The organism is Gloeocapsopsis crepidinum LEGE 06123 (assembly GCF_015207655.1).
Classification (GTDB): Bacteria; Cyanobacteriota; Cyanobacteriia; order Cyanobacteriales; family Chroococcidiopsidaceae; genus Gloeocapsopsis; species Gloeocapsopsis crepidinum.
Map to the genome: position 1 here is coordinate 1 of NZ_JADEWN010000063.1, position 16,777 is coordinate 16,777.

Sequence of the window (16,777 nt, forward strand, 5' to 3'; positions counted from 1 at the left end):
GAGATTGAGCATTGGTGGTTTACCCTGAAGAATTGGATGCGGCAACGCTGGGATGAATTTGATAACTTTCGGGATTGTGTTGATGCTGCCTTCAAAGAATGTCCTAACGTGTATGCGTAGTGCTATACCTGCCCAAAGAAGCGTACTGCTAATCCTAATGGTGAAATTCCACGCGATCGCTATATTGATGAACCTGACGAAATTGATAACAGTCAGCAGCAAGTATTTCGAGTTGGTTTTGATCTCAACCATCGCTTTAGCGACGACTGGCAGATGCGGAGCGTTTTCCGAACTTCTTTCCTTTGCAGCTCATAATAATCCAGTTCTCAGTATTCAAGTGGGAGAACAACAAAGTCGAGGGCTTGAATTTGATATCTCTGGTGAAATATTGCCAGGGTGGAACATTATTGCTGGCTATGCAAACACTATGCAGTAATCACCGAAGACAATGATTTGCCAGTTGGCAATCAACTCAATAATATGCCAAGAAATGCTTTTAACCTATGGACAACCTATGAACTTCAATCCGGCAGTTTGCAAGGATTAGGGGTCTTCTACTTTGGAGAACGACAAGGAGACTTAGCTAATACATTTGAGCTACCCAGCTATATCCGTACTGATGCCCTCCGACCGCCACTGTTTGTCATGCCAGAACACGGTTGAGTAGGGCGGCAAGTCTTTCGGTAAGTCCCCCCAATTACACCCGTTCTTCAACTGGTAGAACACCCCATCTCATGTTTGTCGCTTTGACCACTTGGAGGGTCAAGTTTGCTTCTTTTTCGGCAGCAGTGGTTCGACGATCTCCTACTCCTTGTCGCTTAAGCTACTGGAGTATGGCATTTATTTTTTAGTTTAGCTTACCTACAAAGATCCCAAATGGCTTCTATAGTCGCTAAATTCCACACATATTAAATATAGAGAAATTCTAGAAACTAGAAAAATAAGTTCCAATGCGCCACAACACCGCCAACCCAAATCTCTTGAAGAATTCTGCCAATTGATAGATACATTTTGGATGGCAATGCTTGAGGGCAGGAGACAAAACAGTAACTGTCCGTCCAGATAATGGCTCCTACAAAATGCAGATAACCGAAATTTTGCACAGCACCGGAATTAGTTGTGTCAGGATTTGTTAATTTATTTGGGGTAATTGAGCGATCGCACTCCAATTTTGTAAAAATGAATACAGAAAATATTTTATTTACTTTCTTCTGAGTTGACAGAGGGAAAGTATTTTGCACTCAGTTTTAATGGATTTGATGTAGAAATGAGTATATCCCTGCAAACAACTAATCCGGTTTGTCCTCCCACATCAGCATTAGAGGGAGCGATCGCTTCAGGTTGGAAACCAGTTTGCCATATCACTTACACCCGCGATACATGGGTTAAGCTGCTGCAATTGCCTAGTGAATATGCATTCGACGAAGCCAAACTACTCTGTCAGGAATCCCCAGATAGCTGGAACGCGTGGATACCGGATTGTGGTGAAGTTGTTCTCCAGAGGAGCCACTTCTATTGTTGATTGAGGAAATGAGATTGAGTGCTATGAACACCGAATCAGCTCTCGATTGGGATGAAATGTTTGAGTATCTGCCAGGAACGACTGTAGAATTCAAAAACAACCCAGGGGTTTTGCACCAAATTGATTACTATGAAGCCATGATGGTGCCTCCAATTTGGTTAGTAGACGATCCGCGTCCGCGCTACCCTAGTGAGTTACAGATTGTGTCACGTCGAGAAGTACCAGTCTGTCAATTAGAGTCTCAATCCGCGTTTGTATAAAATGGATGAACTCAAAAAAGCCTAGGTACAGTGGTAGCTTTTCTTGAGAACCCAAGTTTAAAAAGCGATCGCTTCTTTATTCCTTCAATTTTTTACTCAGTGCGATCGCACAATCAGCCGTTTACGACTTCCATAATTTTGTTGGGAGAGTGTGGCAATCGCAAGCTTTGCAGATAAGCAGGATGTAATTGGACAGCATACTTCAAGGTGTGTTGACAAGGTATTCAAACAAGTTATCAATAACTGCATCAGCAGCAAGCGGAGTTCGCGCCCTCCAAATTGTAGGATCTACATAATAAACACGATTTTGTTGAACTGCTTTGAGTGTTTTCCAAAGCGGTTTCTTTTGAAGAATGCTTAAGTCACGCTTGCCAGTCTCGTTAGCGCCATAAACAGCAACAAACATCACATCGCCATCAGCGATTTCTAGTGTTTCTTCAGAGAAGTTAATATAACCTTTTGGGTTGAAACTTTGTGATTCTGGGCGTTGCAGTCCCGCGTCTCTTAATACAGATCCCACAAATGAGTTTTCTGTCTCGCTATGTATACCGCCACAGCAGAAAATGACAAAAGAAATGGTTTTGTTCTTATAGCGATCGCCCAATGCAGTTTTTAGTTTTTCAATACGCTGATTATAGTGTTGCCAAACCTGCTGTCCAACTTCTTTTCTGTTTAACACCTCAGCCATAAAATTAAAATACTCTTTCCAATTATCCTGCTTTGCGTTGTTACCTAGCCAATCGTAGAAGGCTGTAGGAGCAATGTTGGATAGCTGAGGATAAATTGATTCATGATTATGCTTCCAACTCATGATTATGTCAGGTTGAAGCAGCGTTATACGTTCTATGCTAGGTTGTGCGTTTCCTAATGGCTCTATACCCGCCGTCTTACCTTTTAGGTAGGTAGGAAATTTATTGTCGTATTCAAGAGTACTACCAACGGGTTTAATACCGAGAGCGATCGCATTCCCTAAAGTAGCTGCATTCAATGCGACAAGACGCTGAGGAGTTTTAGGAACGCAAGTTTCTCCCATTGCGTGCTGCACTACTCGGCATTCTTCCAATAAATGCTTCGAGCTTGTAGCACTTTGATCGAAGTTTCTACTACAAGCCAAAACAAATAAGCAGGTAAATACACCTAAGAAAAGCAAATAGATCAGGCGACGTAAAAACATTTTGAGGTTTGTCTGACTTTTCAAAACTCCCACGAAATTGTTCCTTGTACAGTAAATGGATCGCCGCGAAACACTCGGTTTCTATTTTGAGCAGCAGCAAAGTAATCTACATCAAACAGGTTTCTAAAGTTGAGTGTGGCTCTCAACTGCCCTCGTCTGTAGAAGATAGCGGCATCAGTTCTTAAGTAGCTAGGAAGCTCAAAGGTATTGGCAAGATCCCCTGGTCGATCATCTACGAAGAAAAGCCCTAACCCAAAGCCCAATCCTTGAAAGTCACCCGATTGAATCTCATAGGTTGTCCAAAAGTTAAAACTATTTCTGGAAACGTTATTCAGAGCATTACCTACTGGCAAATCGTTGTCTTCAGTAATCTCTGCATCAGTCAAAGCATAGCCAGCTACGATATTCCACCCTGGCAGAATTTCGCCGGAAATATCAAACTCAATGCCACGACTGCGCTGTTCACCGACTTGAATGGTTCGTAATGGATCATTAGGATCAGTGGTGGAGAGATTAGAACGAGTAAGCTCGTAAAGTGCCAAGTTTGCTGCCAGTTGATTACTGATTTCTGCCTTCACTCCAATCTCATATTGAGTACCAAACTCAGGTTCCAGAGTGATATCTGAAAAAGCAGCATCGGGTAAACTGAAGGAGCGACCATAACTTGCATACAGTGAAATAGGTTGAATTGGCTGGTAGATGATACCCAAGCGAGGACTAAACTCTTGATAATCATCCTCGACTTCCGTATCTAAAGATAGATTTCGCTGCTCTTGATGGGCAAAATCAAATCGTCCTCCTAGCAAAAGCTTGAGATTATCCAACAGTGTCACTTGGTCTTGAATATAAATACCCAAAATTCTCGAACCGTATTCAGTGCCAGGGTCAGAAACAAAGGAACTCGGCGGCGGATTGTACACCGGATTGAAAATATCAATTGGTTCTGCGGTAGCATCTTCACTACCAACGAAACTATCATTCCACCTTAAATTAATTCCTGCTGTGAGCTGATGCTGAATGCTCCCTGTTAAGAATTCACCTGTTACATATGTGTCAAAGTTATACAAATCGTCACTGAAAACAGGATTTCCTCTACTAAATCCTCTTGTTACAGTACGATTATCATCAAGCAGTGCCCTGGTAAAAGCAAAATCCCTATCATTTGTATAGAAGGAGGCAAGAAAGGCACTACGCAACTGCCAGTTATCACTAAAGCGATGCTGAAGATCAAAACCTATTCGGTAGGTTTCATCCACATTAAAGTTACCTGGGTCTGTCAAGTTTCGATTACGCGGAATATCACCAAGGGGATTGGGGAGTACGCTTCCAACAGCAGGAACTCCCAAGTCAAATGAATTTTCAAGTCTGGAGTATTCACCCCAGATATTTAGACTTGTGCTTTCGTTAAAATTTATTGCGAGTGTGGGTGCTACGACATAGCGACGGTCAAAAAGGAAATCAATAAAGCTTTCAGTGGTTTGTGCAGCCGCATTGAAACGATACAATACCGTGCCACTCTCGTTGAGAGGTCCAGACAGATCTATTGCTCCTCGGTAGGAGTCAAAACTACCTACAGAAGCCTCGATCGCATAAAATGGCTCACTCAAAGGTTGCTTGGTAACTAAATTAATGGCTCCTCCTGGTTCTAAGTTGCCGTAGAGCACTGAGGCGGGTCCTCTCAAAAATTCAATTCGCTCAATCGTGGCGAGATTAAAACCGCCAAAGCCTAACCTGGGGTCTTGTATCCCGTTTCTTAAAAAGCTACTGTTGTTAAAGCCTGTATCAAAACCTCGAATGTTTACAAAATCCCCTGTAGTTCGGGGAGAAACTCCTCCTATCTCGACACCTGGCACATTTCTAAATGCTTCGTTCAATCGAGTAATCTGCTGATCTTCAAGGATTTGTCGTGGCACAACTTGAATCGATGCCGGAATATCACGCAGAGGTATATCCGTTCGTGTTCCTACACTGGCATTCGGTACGCGATATCCTGTATCTTGCTGTCCCGTCACTAAAATTTCAATCAGGTCATCCTGTTGTGCTGCGGGTTCCTCTGGCAGTGTTTCACTCGTTGGTTGTTCTGGTTCAGGCTGCATTGCCGTTACCGCAGGTGTCAAACCAAAAATCAACCCTTCGTCACTGTCAAATAACTCCACTGTTGGCAATCTTGCTTCACCCGCCACTGTCACCCGAATCGTATTGGCATCAAGGTTTGTAACAGTTATCTCAGTAATCCCCTCAACAGGGTTTTGGGAACTGAATGTGAAAGCATCGCCACTGGGTAAACGTAGTTGAGCATTAGGAATATCAGCAATAAAGTTATTCTCAGTACTGCGATTGGTAATTTGCAGTTGTTCTCCCTGAGTTGTCTGTAATATCACCTCCACACCTTTGTCAGTGGGATTAGCTTGCACTCCTGTCACTTGCACTACTGAAGTTTGAGCAATCTGAGTCAACCACTCATTAAGCGTTGTCGCAGGTTGTTTTATTTCACTTTGGCGGATGTCAGTCGATGGAGGTGAATAATCTTTTGCATTTGCCTCTTGCGCCCCAGCGGGTGATAACGCTACAACACTGCTGACACTGGATATCAAAATCAACCATAAACGCAGCCAATATTGTGCATTGTTACCAAAAGGCGATCGCTCCACACACCAATTACCAAAATCCCGCTTCATTGCAAATTATTCTTAACAGGCAATAAGGCGTAGTGTAGAGAAGTTGCCAAGCTAAGTCTAGGCACTAAACCGCATTTTTTGATCCCAAAACCGCCTTTTTTCCTACCAGACATTCACGCGGCGTCATCCCAAACTGACGCTTAAAAGCAGCAGCAAAGTGTCCCATATGCCCATAGCCAACCATCCGCGCAATCTCAGCAACAGTGCGATTCTGTTGTCGCAAAAGTTGTTCAGCGCGTTTCATGCGCTGATAAGTTAAATATCCAACTACGGTTGTACCAAATAACTCTCTAAATCCGCGTTGCAGTGTGCGATCGCTTACTCCCACCAAAAAAGCTAACTCTGTTAATAACGGTGGATTCTCTAACTGCGTTGCCAATATCTCTTTAGCATGATGCAGTCGCGCGATCGTTTCGGGTTTGAAGCGTGGTAATGTTGGGTTTGGATCGCGATCGCACGAAATCCCTTCTAACATCATTGCCAACAATTCCAAAACTTTTCCCTGAAGACAAAGACGCTTTGTGACTCCTTGAAACGGAGAATTGATGATTCGCTGTGTCGCTACTTGCATCCCTAGGGTAACTTGAGGCGAAAACACAACTTGCCAGTCATTGTTGTGAATCAACGGCTTTAAATGCGTCGGAAATTGTTCCAGATCTTCTGCTAGAAATGTTTCTAAAACTTCAGGTTCGAGATGAACGCCAATTCCTACTTGTCGCTGCAATTTCTGATACTTTGAAGTAACTGCTTGGGCGATGCCATTACCCGACAAGTAACCGTATTTGCCTCCTATTGAGGGATAATCATCGTGATGCACAAAGCCTGATAAAAGAATATTAAATTGTATGGGATGGTCGCGGACAGGAATTTTAACTACCACATCATCGTGATACTCATTGTCGTAAATCGCAAGTTCCAATCCTGGAAAAAGTTCTATTTCCTGAAAATATCCTTCACCGAGGCATTCAGGTATTTTATATGTTTTAAAGCTATTCTCTTGAACAAGCTGACTATATGAGAGTTCAACGAAATCCTCTCGCGAGAAGGTTTGTGTCATGAGGTGCTGCGGTAATAGAATATGCGAAAGATTGTCAATAATCTTACCGCGATCGCTCCCTGACAACCCGCTTTCGACTTGATTTTATTTGTGACTACATCAGCACCTGGCGGTTCAAACCGCCGTTATTCTGCGCAGACAGACTTCGTTCGTGTAGCCGCAAATTTTATTCGCTAAGGCTTGGCGCCAGATCTGATCTCACAACCCTTAATGTATTTAAAGTCTGATCAGCACAACCACTAATAAAGCCTCCTTGTGCCTGAATCTGCTGGAGGTAGTCTAAAGCCTGTGATGTGATCAGTTCCCCAGGCATCAAGACAGGAATTCCTGGCGGGTAAGGACAAACTAATTCTGCACAGATGCGATCGCTTGCTTGGGTTATCGGTACACTCTCAGTAGCAGTAAAATAAGCTTGTCGTGGTGAAATTTGCACAGAATAGTCCATACTACACAAAGAATTATCCCACAAAGGCTTTTTATAAGTCAAGTGTTCTTTTTGATGTTGTTTAGATACCAAAATGAAAGCTTGCACAAGTTTTTCAATATCTTCTTGGGTGTTGCCTAAGGAAATAATAAATGTTAAATGCTGCAATGAAGGTAATTCTGCGGTTACACCGAGTTGTTCGTGTAAGATTTCATCTGCCTCAAAGCCTGTTAAGCCTAAATCTGAAACAGTTACCGTCAGCCGCGTTGGATCTAGATTGTCAAAGCCTGGAGTAGATTCGCATTCTAAAACTGATAATCCAGGAATTTGATGAATTTGGGTACGTGCTTCTTTGGCAAGTTGTAAAGTCTGTGACATTAGCTGTTTTCCCTGCAATGCCATTTGTTGCCGTGCGGCATCGAGGGAAGCTAAAAGTAAATAACTAGGGCTTGTAGATTGTAGAAGTTGTAATGCTTTAGTAATGCGATCGCGATCTATTCTACTGCCTTGGATGTGCAGCATCGAGGCTTGAGTCATTGCCCCAAGAACTTTATGAGTTGATTGCACAGTTAAATCTGCACCAGCTGCCAATGCAGATATCGGTAGATCCGGATGAAATGCAAAGTGTCCGCCGTGGGCTTCGTCCACGAGTAAGGGGATATTGTGTTTGTGAGTGAGAGATGCGATCGCACCTATATCACCACACGCACCGTAATACGTTGGGTAAACAATCATCACAGCTTTCGCGTCAGGATGCTGTTGAAGTGCGATTGCAACACTTTCTGGAGTAATGCTATGTGCAATATCTAGTTTTGAATCATACTCTGGATTAACAAAGACAGGAATTGCACCGGAGAGAATTAAGCCGGCAATACAAGACGAGTGCACGTTACGCGGCAGAATGATTTTATCTCCTACACCACACGTAGCCAAAATTGCGGCTTCGACTCCACACGTAGAACCGTTGACTAAAAACCAAGTTTGTTCTGCACCAAAGATATCTGCTGCTAATTCTTGAGCTTGCTGAATCACACCTTGAGGAACAAACAAATTATCTAGTTCTGGAAGTTCTGGTAAATCAAACTTAAATACACTTGAATCGAAAGCATCAGCTAACTGTGAGGAAATACCTTGTCCTCGTTTGTGTCCTGGCGTATAAAAAGCTGCATGGTTTTTATTAGTACATTCGCGTAAAGCATTTAATATTGGTAGGTTTGTTTGATGTTGATCGGGAAAAGACATAAAAACAGTATTGTGATGGTTTGATAAGGTAGAAACCTCGAGCCTGCCCTAGCCTTGATGTGAGTTGTAGCCACTCAGTAAGGTATCAAGCGATCGCACTAGGTGTAGACACATAGATAGATGTAATAAATAGCAGTTGTTATTTAGGGTGGTATAGACAAATTCAATTAAGTAGTAATGATTAATCCTACTCCTAACCCACTACCACAACCAGAAATTCCTACACCAATTCCCAATCCTTTACCAGATCCCACACCACCGTCACCTGCACCACAACCGACACCAGAACCATCGCCACAGCCAGTACCAAGTCCTATTCCTCAGCCTACACCAGAACCTGCACCACAGCCGGTACCTGCACCAATTCCACAACCAATTCCTGAGCCAGTATAGATATCTTTTTGGATTTTAGACCCAACAGTATCAAAGCTTGAGCTACTTTTGAGTTTCTACGCACAAATCAAGTGTTAGTTTGGATGTTGCATAATGATGTCGCTAGGAGCATTACGTTTCAGTATGCCCAGACTAAATTGAACTGCTAGAGACAATAACTAGCCAAACTTCGTTAAACTAGTTAAGCTGACCGTTCATCTGCAAAAAGTATATGCTCAGAGCCGGAATAGTAGGGCTACCCAATGTTGGTAAATCGACTTTGTTTAATGCTTTGGTTGCCAATGCCAAAGCGGAAGCTGCTAATTTCCCTTTCTGTACGATTGAACCTAATGTTGGTGTCGTTGCAGTACCAGATGAACGGTTACAAGTTCTGGGAGACATTTCATCTTCGGCACAAATCGTACCAGCACGAGTTGAGTTTGTTGATATTGCTGGTTTAGTGAAAGGTGCAAGCCAAGGCGAAGGTTTAGGCAATCAGTTTCTTTCCCATATTCGTGAAGTCGATGCGATCGCTCATGTCGTCCGTTGTTTTGAAAACGACGATATTATTCATGTCGCAGGTTCAGTTGACCCCAAGCGCGATATTGAAATTATTAATTTAGAACTTGCGTTAGCAGATTTAGCTCAAATAGAAAAACGTATTGAACGCACAAAAAAGCAAGCGCGTACAAGTAAAGACGCTCAATTTGAAGTTACCGTTTTAGAAAAACTAAGTGCTGCACTAAACGAAGGCAAATCTGTACGTCAAGTTGATTTAACTGAAGAAGAAGCCGCAACAATTAAAGGACTTGGATTACTTAGCGGTAAACCAATTATTTATGCTGCCAATGTCTCAGAAGATGACTTAGCAACAGGCAACGAATATGTCGAGCAAGTGCGGCAAATTGCTTCTCAAGAAAATGCTCAAGTCGTGATTGTTTCTGCCCAAGTTGAAGCCGAATTAATAGAGTTACCCGAAGAAGATAAAGCCGAGTTTCTCGCGTCGTTAGGTGTTGAGGAAGGCGGATTAAAATCACTTATTCGCGCAACTTATGAACTTTTAGGATTGCGTACATATTTTACCTCAGGACCAAAAGAAACTCGCGCTTGGACGATTCATGCAGGAATGTCAGCACCGCAAGCCGCAGGTGTCATTCACTCTGATTTTGAACGCGGATTTATTCGGGCAGAAACAGTTGCTTACAAAGATTTAGTTGCAACGGGATCGATGAATGCAGCTAAAGAAAAAGGTTTAGTTAGAAGTGAAGGAAAAGATTACGTTGTTCAAGAAGGCGATGTGATGCTATTCCGGTTTAATGTGTAGTAGATAATTTGTATTTAATTTTACCTTAGTTGTTTCTATTAGTAACTGAACAACTGTTCATTTTTTTTAGATAGTTTTTGCCCTGTTCAGTTATTCTAAAATAATCTCTTAAATTACCTTGTTTTGGCATATAGAAAATTGTTTTTCCTGGAATAGTTTTAATAAACCCTAATGCGCGTAAATGTCGTATTTGCTCTATAAAACGTGGTTCTTTTTCATAGCTGAACGAATCGTTACTTGCTAATTTGTACAAATGTTCAAGTTCATCATCATTAAGCAAGCTTTTATTAAGAAATTGAGTTTCAGTTTTGCTATCAGCTAGCTCTGATTCTATTAAGGTTAATCGTTGAGTAATATTCGTTATGGCATCAATGTTAGCTCTATTGATTTCGATACTATCTCTTTGTGTTTTTTGTTCAGCTTGTATTTGATCGAGTTCAAAACTGATACCATCTTTATTAATTCCTAGTTTTCTTAAGCGCTCTAGCAACTGCGAATTCACTAATAAAATAACAGTAAACAAAATTAGTTCTTCCAGTTTCAATCTTGTGCGTATCCAGTTAAAAGGAATTGCAACTAGGTAAACAAGACTCAAGCAAGTGATAACTACGAGTAGTAAAGAATCCCAAGGAATTTGATTAATAAACTGCTGTCTTCTACTCATGACTAGTTCAATTTAAAAAATTGAAGTAAAGGTGTTACGGATTAACACAGTATGTGTATCGGATATTCCGAGAAAGTAATAAATCTTATAGTTGTATATAAATGCAAAGAAAGGTCGCAACACCCTCACAAGTCAAAGTGCGATCGCATTTTTTAATTTTGATTCATAAACTTACTTAATAAACACTATTACAGTCTAAATTAAGGTTTAGCACTATAAGATAGTGTTTTTCAAAAAAACTTATAGTTTTTAATAGTAAATCTAGGTTGTCTCAATATTGGCGCAAGGATAACAGTTGATTTAGTTAATCGGTATAGAGGTTAACAACATCTTTCCCATCCCAAATTCAAACTGGTATAAGCGTGTGAATGTAAATGTATCTACTTCGATAGCAGTGGTCGGGCGTTCAGCTCAATTTCAGCATATCGTAGAAATTCTTGCTCGCAGTGAAGATCTCTTAATTACTGGAGTACCAGGGTGCGGGCGGCGGACTTTAGTACGAACTGCGGCTTCAGAAGTGGGCGCGATCGCTTTAGAAGTAGATTGCATCCGCGCTACTGCAGGTAGGCAACTTATCCAATTACTAGCAGAAGCAATCAGTCAAAGCTTTGATTCAACTCTGTTACAGACGTGGGTGAATACCATTGCCAAAGATTTATTTACAATCCACGTTGATGAAAACAGTACTCATCTGCGGCTAGCATCTGCTATCACGCCAAAACAGCTATGGCAAGCCTTTGAAAGATTAATTCAGCTACCGCAACTGTTAGCCGAAGTCGTCAATAAACGCGTTGTGCTGATTTTGCAGAGTTTTCCGCACCTACGCTCATGGGATCGTAATAGCGAGTGGGAAAACACGCTAAGACGAGAAATCAAATCACAGACGCGAGTTAGCTATGTACTGATTGCAACAATTGCAGAAATCGCGCATACCGAGGATTATCCGCTAGAAGTTGTCGAATTAACTCCCTTAGCTGATGAGGTATTAGCAGTATGGGCACGAGGAATCTTACATACCCAAGGGTTGACATTCGATGCGCGATCGCAGGCGATCGACATTTTTATCAATGCGGTTCAAGGGCACATTGGCGATGCGATGACACTGATTCGTCGCCTTGTCACGCTTCAGTGTGCAGATGGACTTATCAGCGATCGACAAGTACGTCAGGCAATTCAAGGGTTATTACAAGACTTATCAAATACCTTCGAGTCACTCCTCATGCTTTTACCTGCGAGTCAACTACAACTTTTAGAATGTCTTGCTTTAGATCCCACAAGTAAACCGCAAAGTCGAGAATACATTCAAAAACACGGGCTTTCTCGTGGTGGAAGTTTACAAGGTGCACTAATAGGATTACAGCAAAAAGGCTTGATCTACAGTGCTGAGCAAAATTATCGTCTGGCGCTTCCTTTTTTTGCTTTATGGCTGCGTCAACGTTTAAGCGAGTAAACAATTAGCTAACAGCTAACAACTCCTGTTGCTTTGCTTGTTTGATTGTACTCAGTTGTACTTGCAATTGTTCTCGAACTTGGTAGCGGTAGTGGAAAAAGTGTTCGCCTGCACCTAAGGCAACTAAGTAATCATAGACAAGACGTGGTTTTGTGAGTGCGATCGCCCCTAATTGCCACCAAAAACGAAATCGCGTCGAACGCAACAAACCCTGTCGCCAACAGATCGCAGCAAATAACTGCAATTCAGTCATTGTTACTGGGCGTTTTGTTTTACCCCGCCAGCCATTCATCATTTGAAAGTGACGAAACGTACGTTTCAAATATGGCATTGGTTCATAAATATTCCAGAATGCATCGATAAATTCTTCCGTTAATTCTTCTACCGGACGAGTCGGCACAAAATTCATAATTGCACCTTGGTGAATCGTCCCTAAACCGTCAACTAGTCGCCCTTCTTTTTGCAGACGATTCCACATTGCTGTATTTTGTAATGCCTGCAATAAACTAAACTGACACTGTGGAATTCCTGTTTCTTCAATAAATGCTTGAATTCGTTTTCCTGCACCAGGACGTTCGTTATCAAATCCCATAATAAAACCGGACATAATTTGCAGTCCAGCGCGGGTAATTTTATGACAAGATTCAATCAAATCTTGACGAGTATTTTGTAATTTATGAATGCCTACTAAACTATCCGTATCCGGAGTTTCAATTCCCATAAACACCATAGTAAAACCAGCTTTTACCATAAGTTCAACTAATTCATCATCTTCAGCTAAATTTAGCGAAGCTTCAGTTAATAAAATGAAGGGATAATCATGCGCTTCCATCCACGGAATTAATGCCTTTAAAAATACTTTGGCATTCCGTTTATTGCCAATAAAATTATCATCAACAACAAATACGTATCGCCGCCAACCCAAGTCATAAAGAACTTGAAATTCTTGCAACATTTGCTCTGGGGTTTTCGTGCGAGGCTTGCGTCCGTACAAGTTAATAATGTCACAAAATTCACACTGGAAAGGACAACCACGGGAAAACTGAACTGTAACTGCCAAGTATGCGTCTAAGTCAAGTAAGTCATACCGCGCAATTGGTGTTTGCGTCACATCAGGTTTTTCTGGCGATCGGAATGTCCCACGTGCTTTGCCTCGTGCCAAAGCCTCTAAAAACATGGGGATTGTACATTCCCCTTCATCCAAAATAAGATAATGCGCTCCGGCATCTAAAGCAAAATTTGGTACAGATGTTGGGTATGGTCCACCTACGGCAACTTTCTTGCCTAGTGCAACACCTTTTTGGATGAGTGCGCGAAAGTCTTGTTTTTGGATAATCATTGCTGATATGATAACCAAGTCACACCAAGCCCAGTCATCCTCAGTTTCAAAGCGAATATTGCGGTCTACGAAACGAATTTCCCACTCAGCTGGCAACATGGCGGCGATCGTAATTAAACCAAGTGGGGGATTTGTTGATTGTAAACCAGCTAAATTTAGCGTCTCCTGGTACGACCAGAAAGAATTAGGCATAATAGGCCATAGCAGTAATGCTTTCATGAGCACATACTCCAAATTGGCAAAGAATAGTGAAGCGATATAGTCCCCGTATGGGGGATTAATTACCTAAACTTACTGCCACTGGTGTAAAAAAGTACTAAAAATTCACCAATATCAATATTTATAAAAATTTGTTCATGAAGTGTGGTGAGTGGCTAGTTTTGAGTTTTGAATTTTGTTAGCGTAGCGGTGCATTAGCACGTTTTGAATTAAAAGAAATTTCTTATATTCAACACTTCACGACCCTCTTCGTCTCCCGCCTACCCTACTACCCGCCTACCTTCTTCCCTACATCTCTTGCATAAGACGTAAGTAATTTTGGCGTAATTGTGTCATGTTCTCCATCATCCGGTTACTTAAGTCTTTTTCTACGTTGCTCATCTCGTGCCAAAACTCTGCTGAACGTCGTGCAGCAATAACTTCTTGCCAGAGTATATCCATTAACTCTGCAGCTTGTGGGTTTGTCGCTGCGATACCATCACGCAGCTGGGCAAACTCTTCATTTGCTTGAGTATGGCTGGAAACTTCCTGCGCTAACTTGAGACATTGGCGCAGCAGAGTCATCGGATTTGGGGAAGATTGAGTCATAATTGGAAACTAGTAACTAAAAAGATACCTACTATAATTTTTGGGCAGTTATTGCGTAAACAATCAATTAAAATCAATGGCTAAGCAGCGGGTTTTATCTGGAGTTCAACCAACTGGTAATTTACACTTAGGGAATTATCTAGGTGCAATTCGCAATTGGGTAGAAGGGCAAAGCGAATACGAGAATTTCTTTTGTGTAGTAGATTTACACGCCATCACCGTTCCGCATAACCCAGCAACCTTAGCAGCAGACACGTATACGATCGCTGCGTTGTATCTTGCCTGTGGGATTGACTTAGAATACTCAAATATCTTTGTCCAATCCCACATTTGCGCCCACAGTGAGTTGACATGGCTACTCAATTGCATTACGCCTTTGAACTGGCTGCAAGACATGATCCAGTTTAAGGAAAAAGCAATCAAGCAGGGAGAAAACGTCAATACGGGCTTACTCGATTATCCAGTATTAATGGCATCAGATATTTTGCTGTATCAAGCGGATAAAGTCCCTGTAGGAGAAGATCAAAAACAACACTTAGAACTTACTCGCGATATTGCAGCACGGTTCAACTATCAATTTGCCAGAGAAAATCCAGTACTTAAGTTACCAGATCCACTCATTCGCAAAGAAGGTGCGCGGGTGATGAGTTTGACAGATGGTACGCGCAAAATGTCTAAATCCGATCCGTCAGATGCTAGTCGGATTAATTTACTCGATACTCCAGAACAAATTCAACAAAAGATTAAGCGCTGTAAAACTGATCCGATCAAGGGTTTAACGTTTGATGACCCAGAACGTCCCGAATGTCATAATTTGTTAACACTTTATATGCTGCTTTCAGGTAAGTCAAAGCAAGAAGTTGCAACTGAGTGTCAAGATATGGGCTGGGGACAATTTAAGCCGCTACTCGCAGAAACAGCGATCGCCCACCTCAAACCTATTCAAGATAAATATCATGCAATCATGAACGACAAAGGCTATTTAGAGTCAGTCTTACGTTCAGGACGAGAAAAAGCAGAAGCGATCGCGAACCAAACCCTGAACAATGTAAAAACATCTTTGGGCTATTCTATGCCAGTTTAATTGTTAAAACAGTGTAAGCGCTAACTTGCATCATTTAAATAATGCTAAATAATTTAAACGGAACTTCTTTAAACTCATTACGCACTGCCATTATTCATGGTGACTTTTTAATCACGGCTGAAGTTGCACCACCCAAAGGTAGCAATCCAGCGCATATGGTGCAAATGGCACAACAACTCAAAGATCGCGTCCACGCAGTGAACATTACTGATGGTAGTAGGGCAGTGCTGCGGATGTCTTCGCTAGCGGCTTCGGTTATATTGTTACAATACGGAATTGAGCCAATTTGTCAAATTGCTTGTCGCGATCGCAACCGTATTGGACTCCAAGCAGATCTTATGGGTGCTTATGCTCTCGGCATCCGCAATATTTTAGCGCTCACGGGCGACCCTGTCAAAGCAGGCGATCATGTGGATGCCAAAAGTGTCTTTGATCTCGAATCTATCCGACTACTCAAATTAATTCATAAAATGAACTCTGGGGTAGATTGTTGCGATCAACCTCTCACTGATGGTGCAACAGATTTATTTCCTGGTGCAGCAGTCGATCCACAACTCGCAAGCTGGTCAGGGTTACAAAGTCGATTTGACCGTAAACTTGAAGCTGGGGCGCAGTTTTTCCAAAGTCAACTAATTACAGATTTTGATCGTCTAGAAAAATTTATGGATAAAATCGCCAATGGCTGTGGTAAGCCAATCATGGCGGGTATCTTTTTATTAAAATCTGCTAAAAATGCCCAATTTATTAATCGCTGTGTTCCTGGGGTCAATATTCCACAACATATTATCGACCGTTTAGAACAAGCGCAAGATCCTCTCCAAGAAGGAGTCAAAATTGCAGCAGAGCAAGTCCAAATCGCTCGCGAATTATGTCAAGGTGTCCATATGATGGCAGTTAAGCGCGAAGATTTGATTCCACAAATTTTAGACTTAGCTGGTGTTGCACCTCTCAAAAAAGAGCCTGTCATGTCAATTACAGCTTAGTCAACCTTAGTCGTGGGGCAGCTAGCTGCGAATAATGTTGGAACTGTCCAAACAAAGTGTCAAGAGTTTTAAGTCAAAATTTCTTCAATAATACCTCCGGCACGCTGCGCGAACAAAATTCAACACTCATAATTCAGAACTCCGTGCAGCGGTGATAAACACACTCTTGGTAAAACTGTTGTAAGTCCACATAAGTGGACTTTGTTTGCTTAGCTACGAACTTTTATTCACTAAGCTTAGTTTGTTAGACGTTACATCAAGACAGACGCAATTTTAAGCAAGTTTCTATTTAACTAGAGTAAACACCAATAGAAATTGACATTTTGATATCTGCAAATTTTAGCTTAAGCCTTGGAGCTTTCTTACATTAGCCTCCTGCTTTCAAAACATTTTTTTA

The 16,777-nt window shown here is 41.8% G+C and carries 17 protein-coding genes and 2 pseudogenes; 10 read left to right on the top strand and 9 right to left on the bottom strand.

The window, feature by feature from the left end; translation table 11 throughout:
• Together IQ230_RS20555 and IQ230_RS26915 are read left to right on the top strand one after the other, a co-directional pair.
• Positions 1 to 120 (top strand): annotated as a pseudogene (locus tag IQ230_RS20555) (IS630 family transposase); the annotation flags it as partial.
• A 193-nt stretch (positions 121 to 313) separates the two neighbouring features.
• Positions 314 to 624, top strand: a pseudogene (locus IQ230_RS26915) (TonB-dependent receptor domain-containing protein); the annotation flags it as partial.
• On the opposite strand, the gene IQ230_RS27975 reads toward IQ230_RS26915, so the two are convergent.
• Positions 598 to 726: a transposase gene (locus IQ230_RS27975; protein ID WP_407646692.1), complete on the bottom strand. Its 129-nt coding sequence runs from the start codon at positions 724 to 726 to the stop codon at positions 598 to 600. The pseudogene IQ230_RS26915 and the gene IQ230_RS27975 sit on opposite strands and share 27 nt — an antisense overlap.
• A gap of 206 nt (positions 727 to 932) precedes the next feature.
• Positions 933 to 1,241 (bottom strand): hypothetical protein, encoded by a 309-nt coding sequence (locus tag IQ230_RS20575; RefSeq protein WP_193934116.1) that lies wholly within the window; start codon positions 1,239 to 1,241, stop codon positions 933 to 935.
• A gap of 32 nt (positions 1,242 to 1,273) precedes the next feature.
• Between IQ230_RS20575 and IQ230_RS20580 the strand changes: the two genes are divergently transcribed.
• Genes IQ230_RS20580 through IQ230_RS20590 form a run of 3 tightly spaced genes read left to right on the top strand, consistent with a single transcriptional unit; the run spans position 1,274 to position 1,959 of the window.
• Positions 1,274 to 1,522, top strand: coding sequence for a hypothetical protein (locus IQ230_RS20580; RefSeq protein WP_193934145.1), 249 nt, complete (start codon positions 1,274 to 1,276; stop codon positions 1,520 to 1,522).
• A 23-nt stretch (positions 1,523 to 1,545) separates the two neighbouring features.
• Positions 1,546 to 1,782, top strand: a complete 237-nt coding sequence (locus IQ230_RS20585; RefSeq protein ID WP_193934117.1) for a hypothetical protein — start codon at positions 1,546 to 1,548, stop codon at positions 1,780 to 1,782.
• Between the two features lie 30 nt (positions 1,783 to 1,812).
• Entirely contained in the window at positions 1,813 to 1,959 is a 147-nt protein-coding gene (locus tag IQ230_RS20590; protein WP_193934118.1) for a hypothetical protein, read from the top strand.
• Positions 1,960 to 1,984: 25 nt separating this feature from the next.
• On the opposite strand, the gene IQ230_RS20595 is transcribed toward IQ230_RS20590, so the two are convergent.
• From IQ230_RS20595 to IQ230_RS20610, 4 genes are all read right to left on the bottom strand, one after another.
• Complete coding sequence (locus tag IQ230_RS20595) at positions 1,985 to 2,989, bottom strand: ABC transporter substrate-binding protein (RefSeq protein ID WP_322742509.1); 1,005 nt, start codon at positions 2,987 to 2,989, stop codon at positions 1,985 to 1,987.
• Positions 2,977 to 5,634 (bottom strand): TonB-dependent siderophore receptor, encoded by a 2,658-nt coding sequence (locus tag IQ230_RS20600; RefSeq protein WP_193934119.1) that lies wholly within the window; start codon positions 5,632 to 5,634, stop codon positions 2,977 to 2,979. Before IQ230_RS20600 ends, IQ230_RS20595 begins: the two co-directional genes overlap by 13 nt.
• A gap of 64 nt (positions 5,635 to 5,698) precedes the next feature.
• Positions 5,699 to 6,691 (bottom strand): helix-turn-helix transcriptional regulator, encoded by a 993-nt coding sequence (locus IQ230_RS20605; protein ID WP_193934120.1) that lies wholly within the window; start codon positions 6,689 to 6,691, stop codon positions 5,699 to 5,701.
• A gap of 166 nt (positions 6,692 to 6,857) precedes the next feature.
• The gene (locus IQ230_RS20610; RefSeq protein WP_193934121.1) at positions 6,858 to 8,357 is read right to left on the bottom strand and encodes an aminotransferase class I/II-fold pyridoxal phosphate-dependent enzyme; all 1,500 of its coding nucleotides are present in this window, start codon (positions 8,355 to 8,357) and stop codon (positions 6,858 to 6,860) included.
• 177 nt (positions 8,358 to 8,534) lie between these two features.
• Here IQ230_RS20610 and IQ230_RS20615 point away from each other — a divergent pair, with 177 nt between their 5' ends.
• Together IQ230_RS20615 and ychF are read left to right on the top strand one after the other, a co-directional pair.
• Positions 8,535 to 8,750, top strand: a complete 216-nt coding sequence (locus tag IQ230_RS20615) for a hypothetical protein (RefSeq protein WP_193934122.1) — start codon at positions 8,535 to 8,537, stop codon at positions 8,748 to 8,750.
• 211 nt (positions 8,751 to 8,961) lie between these two features.
• On the top strand, positions 8,962 to 10,053 hold the full coding sequence (ychF, locus tag IQ230_RS20620) for a redox-regulated ATPase YchF (protein ID WP_193934123.1): 1,092 nt from the start codon (positions 8,962 to 8,964) through the stop codon (positions 10,051 to 10,053).
• Between the two features lie 25 nt (positions 10,054 to 10,078).
• On the opposite strand, the gene IQ230_RS20625 is transcribed toward ychF, so the two are convergent.
• On the bottom strand, positions 10,079 to 10,717 hold the full coding sequence (locus IQ230_RS20625) for a hypothetical protein (RefSeq protein WP_193934124.1): 639 nt from the start codon (positions 10,715 to 10,717) through the stop codon (positions 10,079 to 10,081).
• A 364-nt stretch (positions 10,718 to 11,081) separates the two neighbouring features.
• Here IQ230_RS20625 and IQ230_RS20630 point away from each other — a divergent pair, with 364 nt between their 5' ends.
• On the top strand, positions 11,082 to 12,167 hold the full coding sequence (locus tag IQ230_RS20630; protein WP_193934125.1) for an ATP-binding protein: 1,086 nt from the start codon (positions 11,082 to 11,084) through the stop codon (positions 12,165 to 12,167).
• Positions 12,168 to 12,171: 4 nt separating this feature from the next.
• Here IQ230_RS20630 and IQ230_RS20635 read toward each other — a convergent pair whose 3' ends face one another.
• A complete protein-coding gene (locus tag IQ230_RS20635; RefSeq protein ID WP_193934126.1) occupies positions 12,172 to 13,725 on the bottom strand; it encodes a B12-binding domain-containing radical SAM protein in 1,554 nt (517 codons plus the stop codon).
• Between the two features lie 288 nt (positions 13,726 to 14,013).
• Positions 14,014 to 14,313, bottom strand: coding sequence for a hypothetical protein (locus tag IQ230_RS20640; RefSeq protein WP_193934127.1), 300 nt, complete (start codon positions 14,311 to 14,313; stop codon positions 14,014 to 14,016).
• A 76-nt stretch (positions 14,314 to 14,389) separates the two neighbouring features.
• Between IQ230_RS20640 and trpS the strand changes: the two genes are divergently transcribed.
• Positions 14,390 to 15,397 carry a tryptophan--tRNA ligase gene (gene trpS, locus IQ230_RS20645; protein WP_193934128.1) on the top strand — a complete coding sequence of 336 codons (1,008 nt, stop codon included), beginning with the start codon at positions 14,390 to 14,392 and terminating at the stop codon, positions 15,395 to 15,397.
• Positions 15,398 to 15,438: 41 nt separating this feature from the next.
• On the top strand, positions 15,439 to 16,380 hold the full coding sequence (locus tag IQ230_RS20650; protein ID WP_193934129.1) for a methylenetetrahydrofolate reductase: 942 nt from the start codon (positions 15,439 to 15,441) through the stop codon (positions 16,378 to 16,380).
• Positions 16,381 to 16,777 lie beyond the last annotated feature (397 nt).

Coding starts and splice junctions, on each gene's coding strand:
- IQ230_RS20585 (WP_193934117.1), top strand. CDS start 1,546: ATGAACACCGAATCAGCTCTCGATTGGGATGAAATGTTTGAGTATCTG.
- IQ230_RS20600 (WP_193934119.1), bottom strand. CDS start 5,634: ATGAAGCGGGATTTTGGTAATTGGTGTGTGGAGCGATCGCCTTTTGGT.
- IQ230_RS20605 (WP_193934120.1), bottom strand. CDS start 6,691: ATGACACAAACCTTCTCGCGAGAGGATTTCGTTGAACTCTCATATAGT.
- IQ230_RS20610 (WP_193934121.1), bottom strand. CDS start 8,357: ATGTCTTTTCCCGATCAACATCAAACAAACCTACCAATATTAAATGCT.
- IQ230_RS20615 (WP_193934122.1), top strand. CDS start 8,535: ATGATTAATCCTACTCCTAACCCACTACCACAACCAGAAATTCCTACA.
- ychF (WP_193934123.1), top strand. CDS start 8,962: ATGCTCAGAGCCGGAATAGTAGGGCTACCCAATGTTGGTAAATCGACT.
- IQ230_RS20625 (WP_193934124.1), bottom strand. CDS start 10,717: ATGAGTAGAAGACAGCAGTTTATTAATCAAATTCCTTGGGATTCTTTA.
- IQ230_RS20635 (WP_193934126.1), bottom strand. CDS start 13,725: ATGAAAGCATTACTGCTATGGCCTATTATGCCTAATTCTTTCTGGTCG.
- IQ230_RS20640 (WP_193934127.1), bottom strand. CDS start 14,313: ATGACTCAATCTTCCCCAAATCCGATGACTCTGCTGCGCCAATGTCTC.
- trpS (WP_193934128.1), top strand. CDS start 14,390: ATGGCTAAGCAGCGGGTTTTATCTGGAGTTCAACCAACTGGTAATTTA.
- IQ230_RS20650 (WP_193934129.1), top strand. CDS start 15,439: ATGCTAAATAATTTAAACGGAACTTCTTTAAACTCATTACGCACTGCC.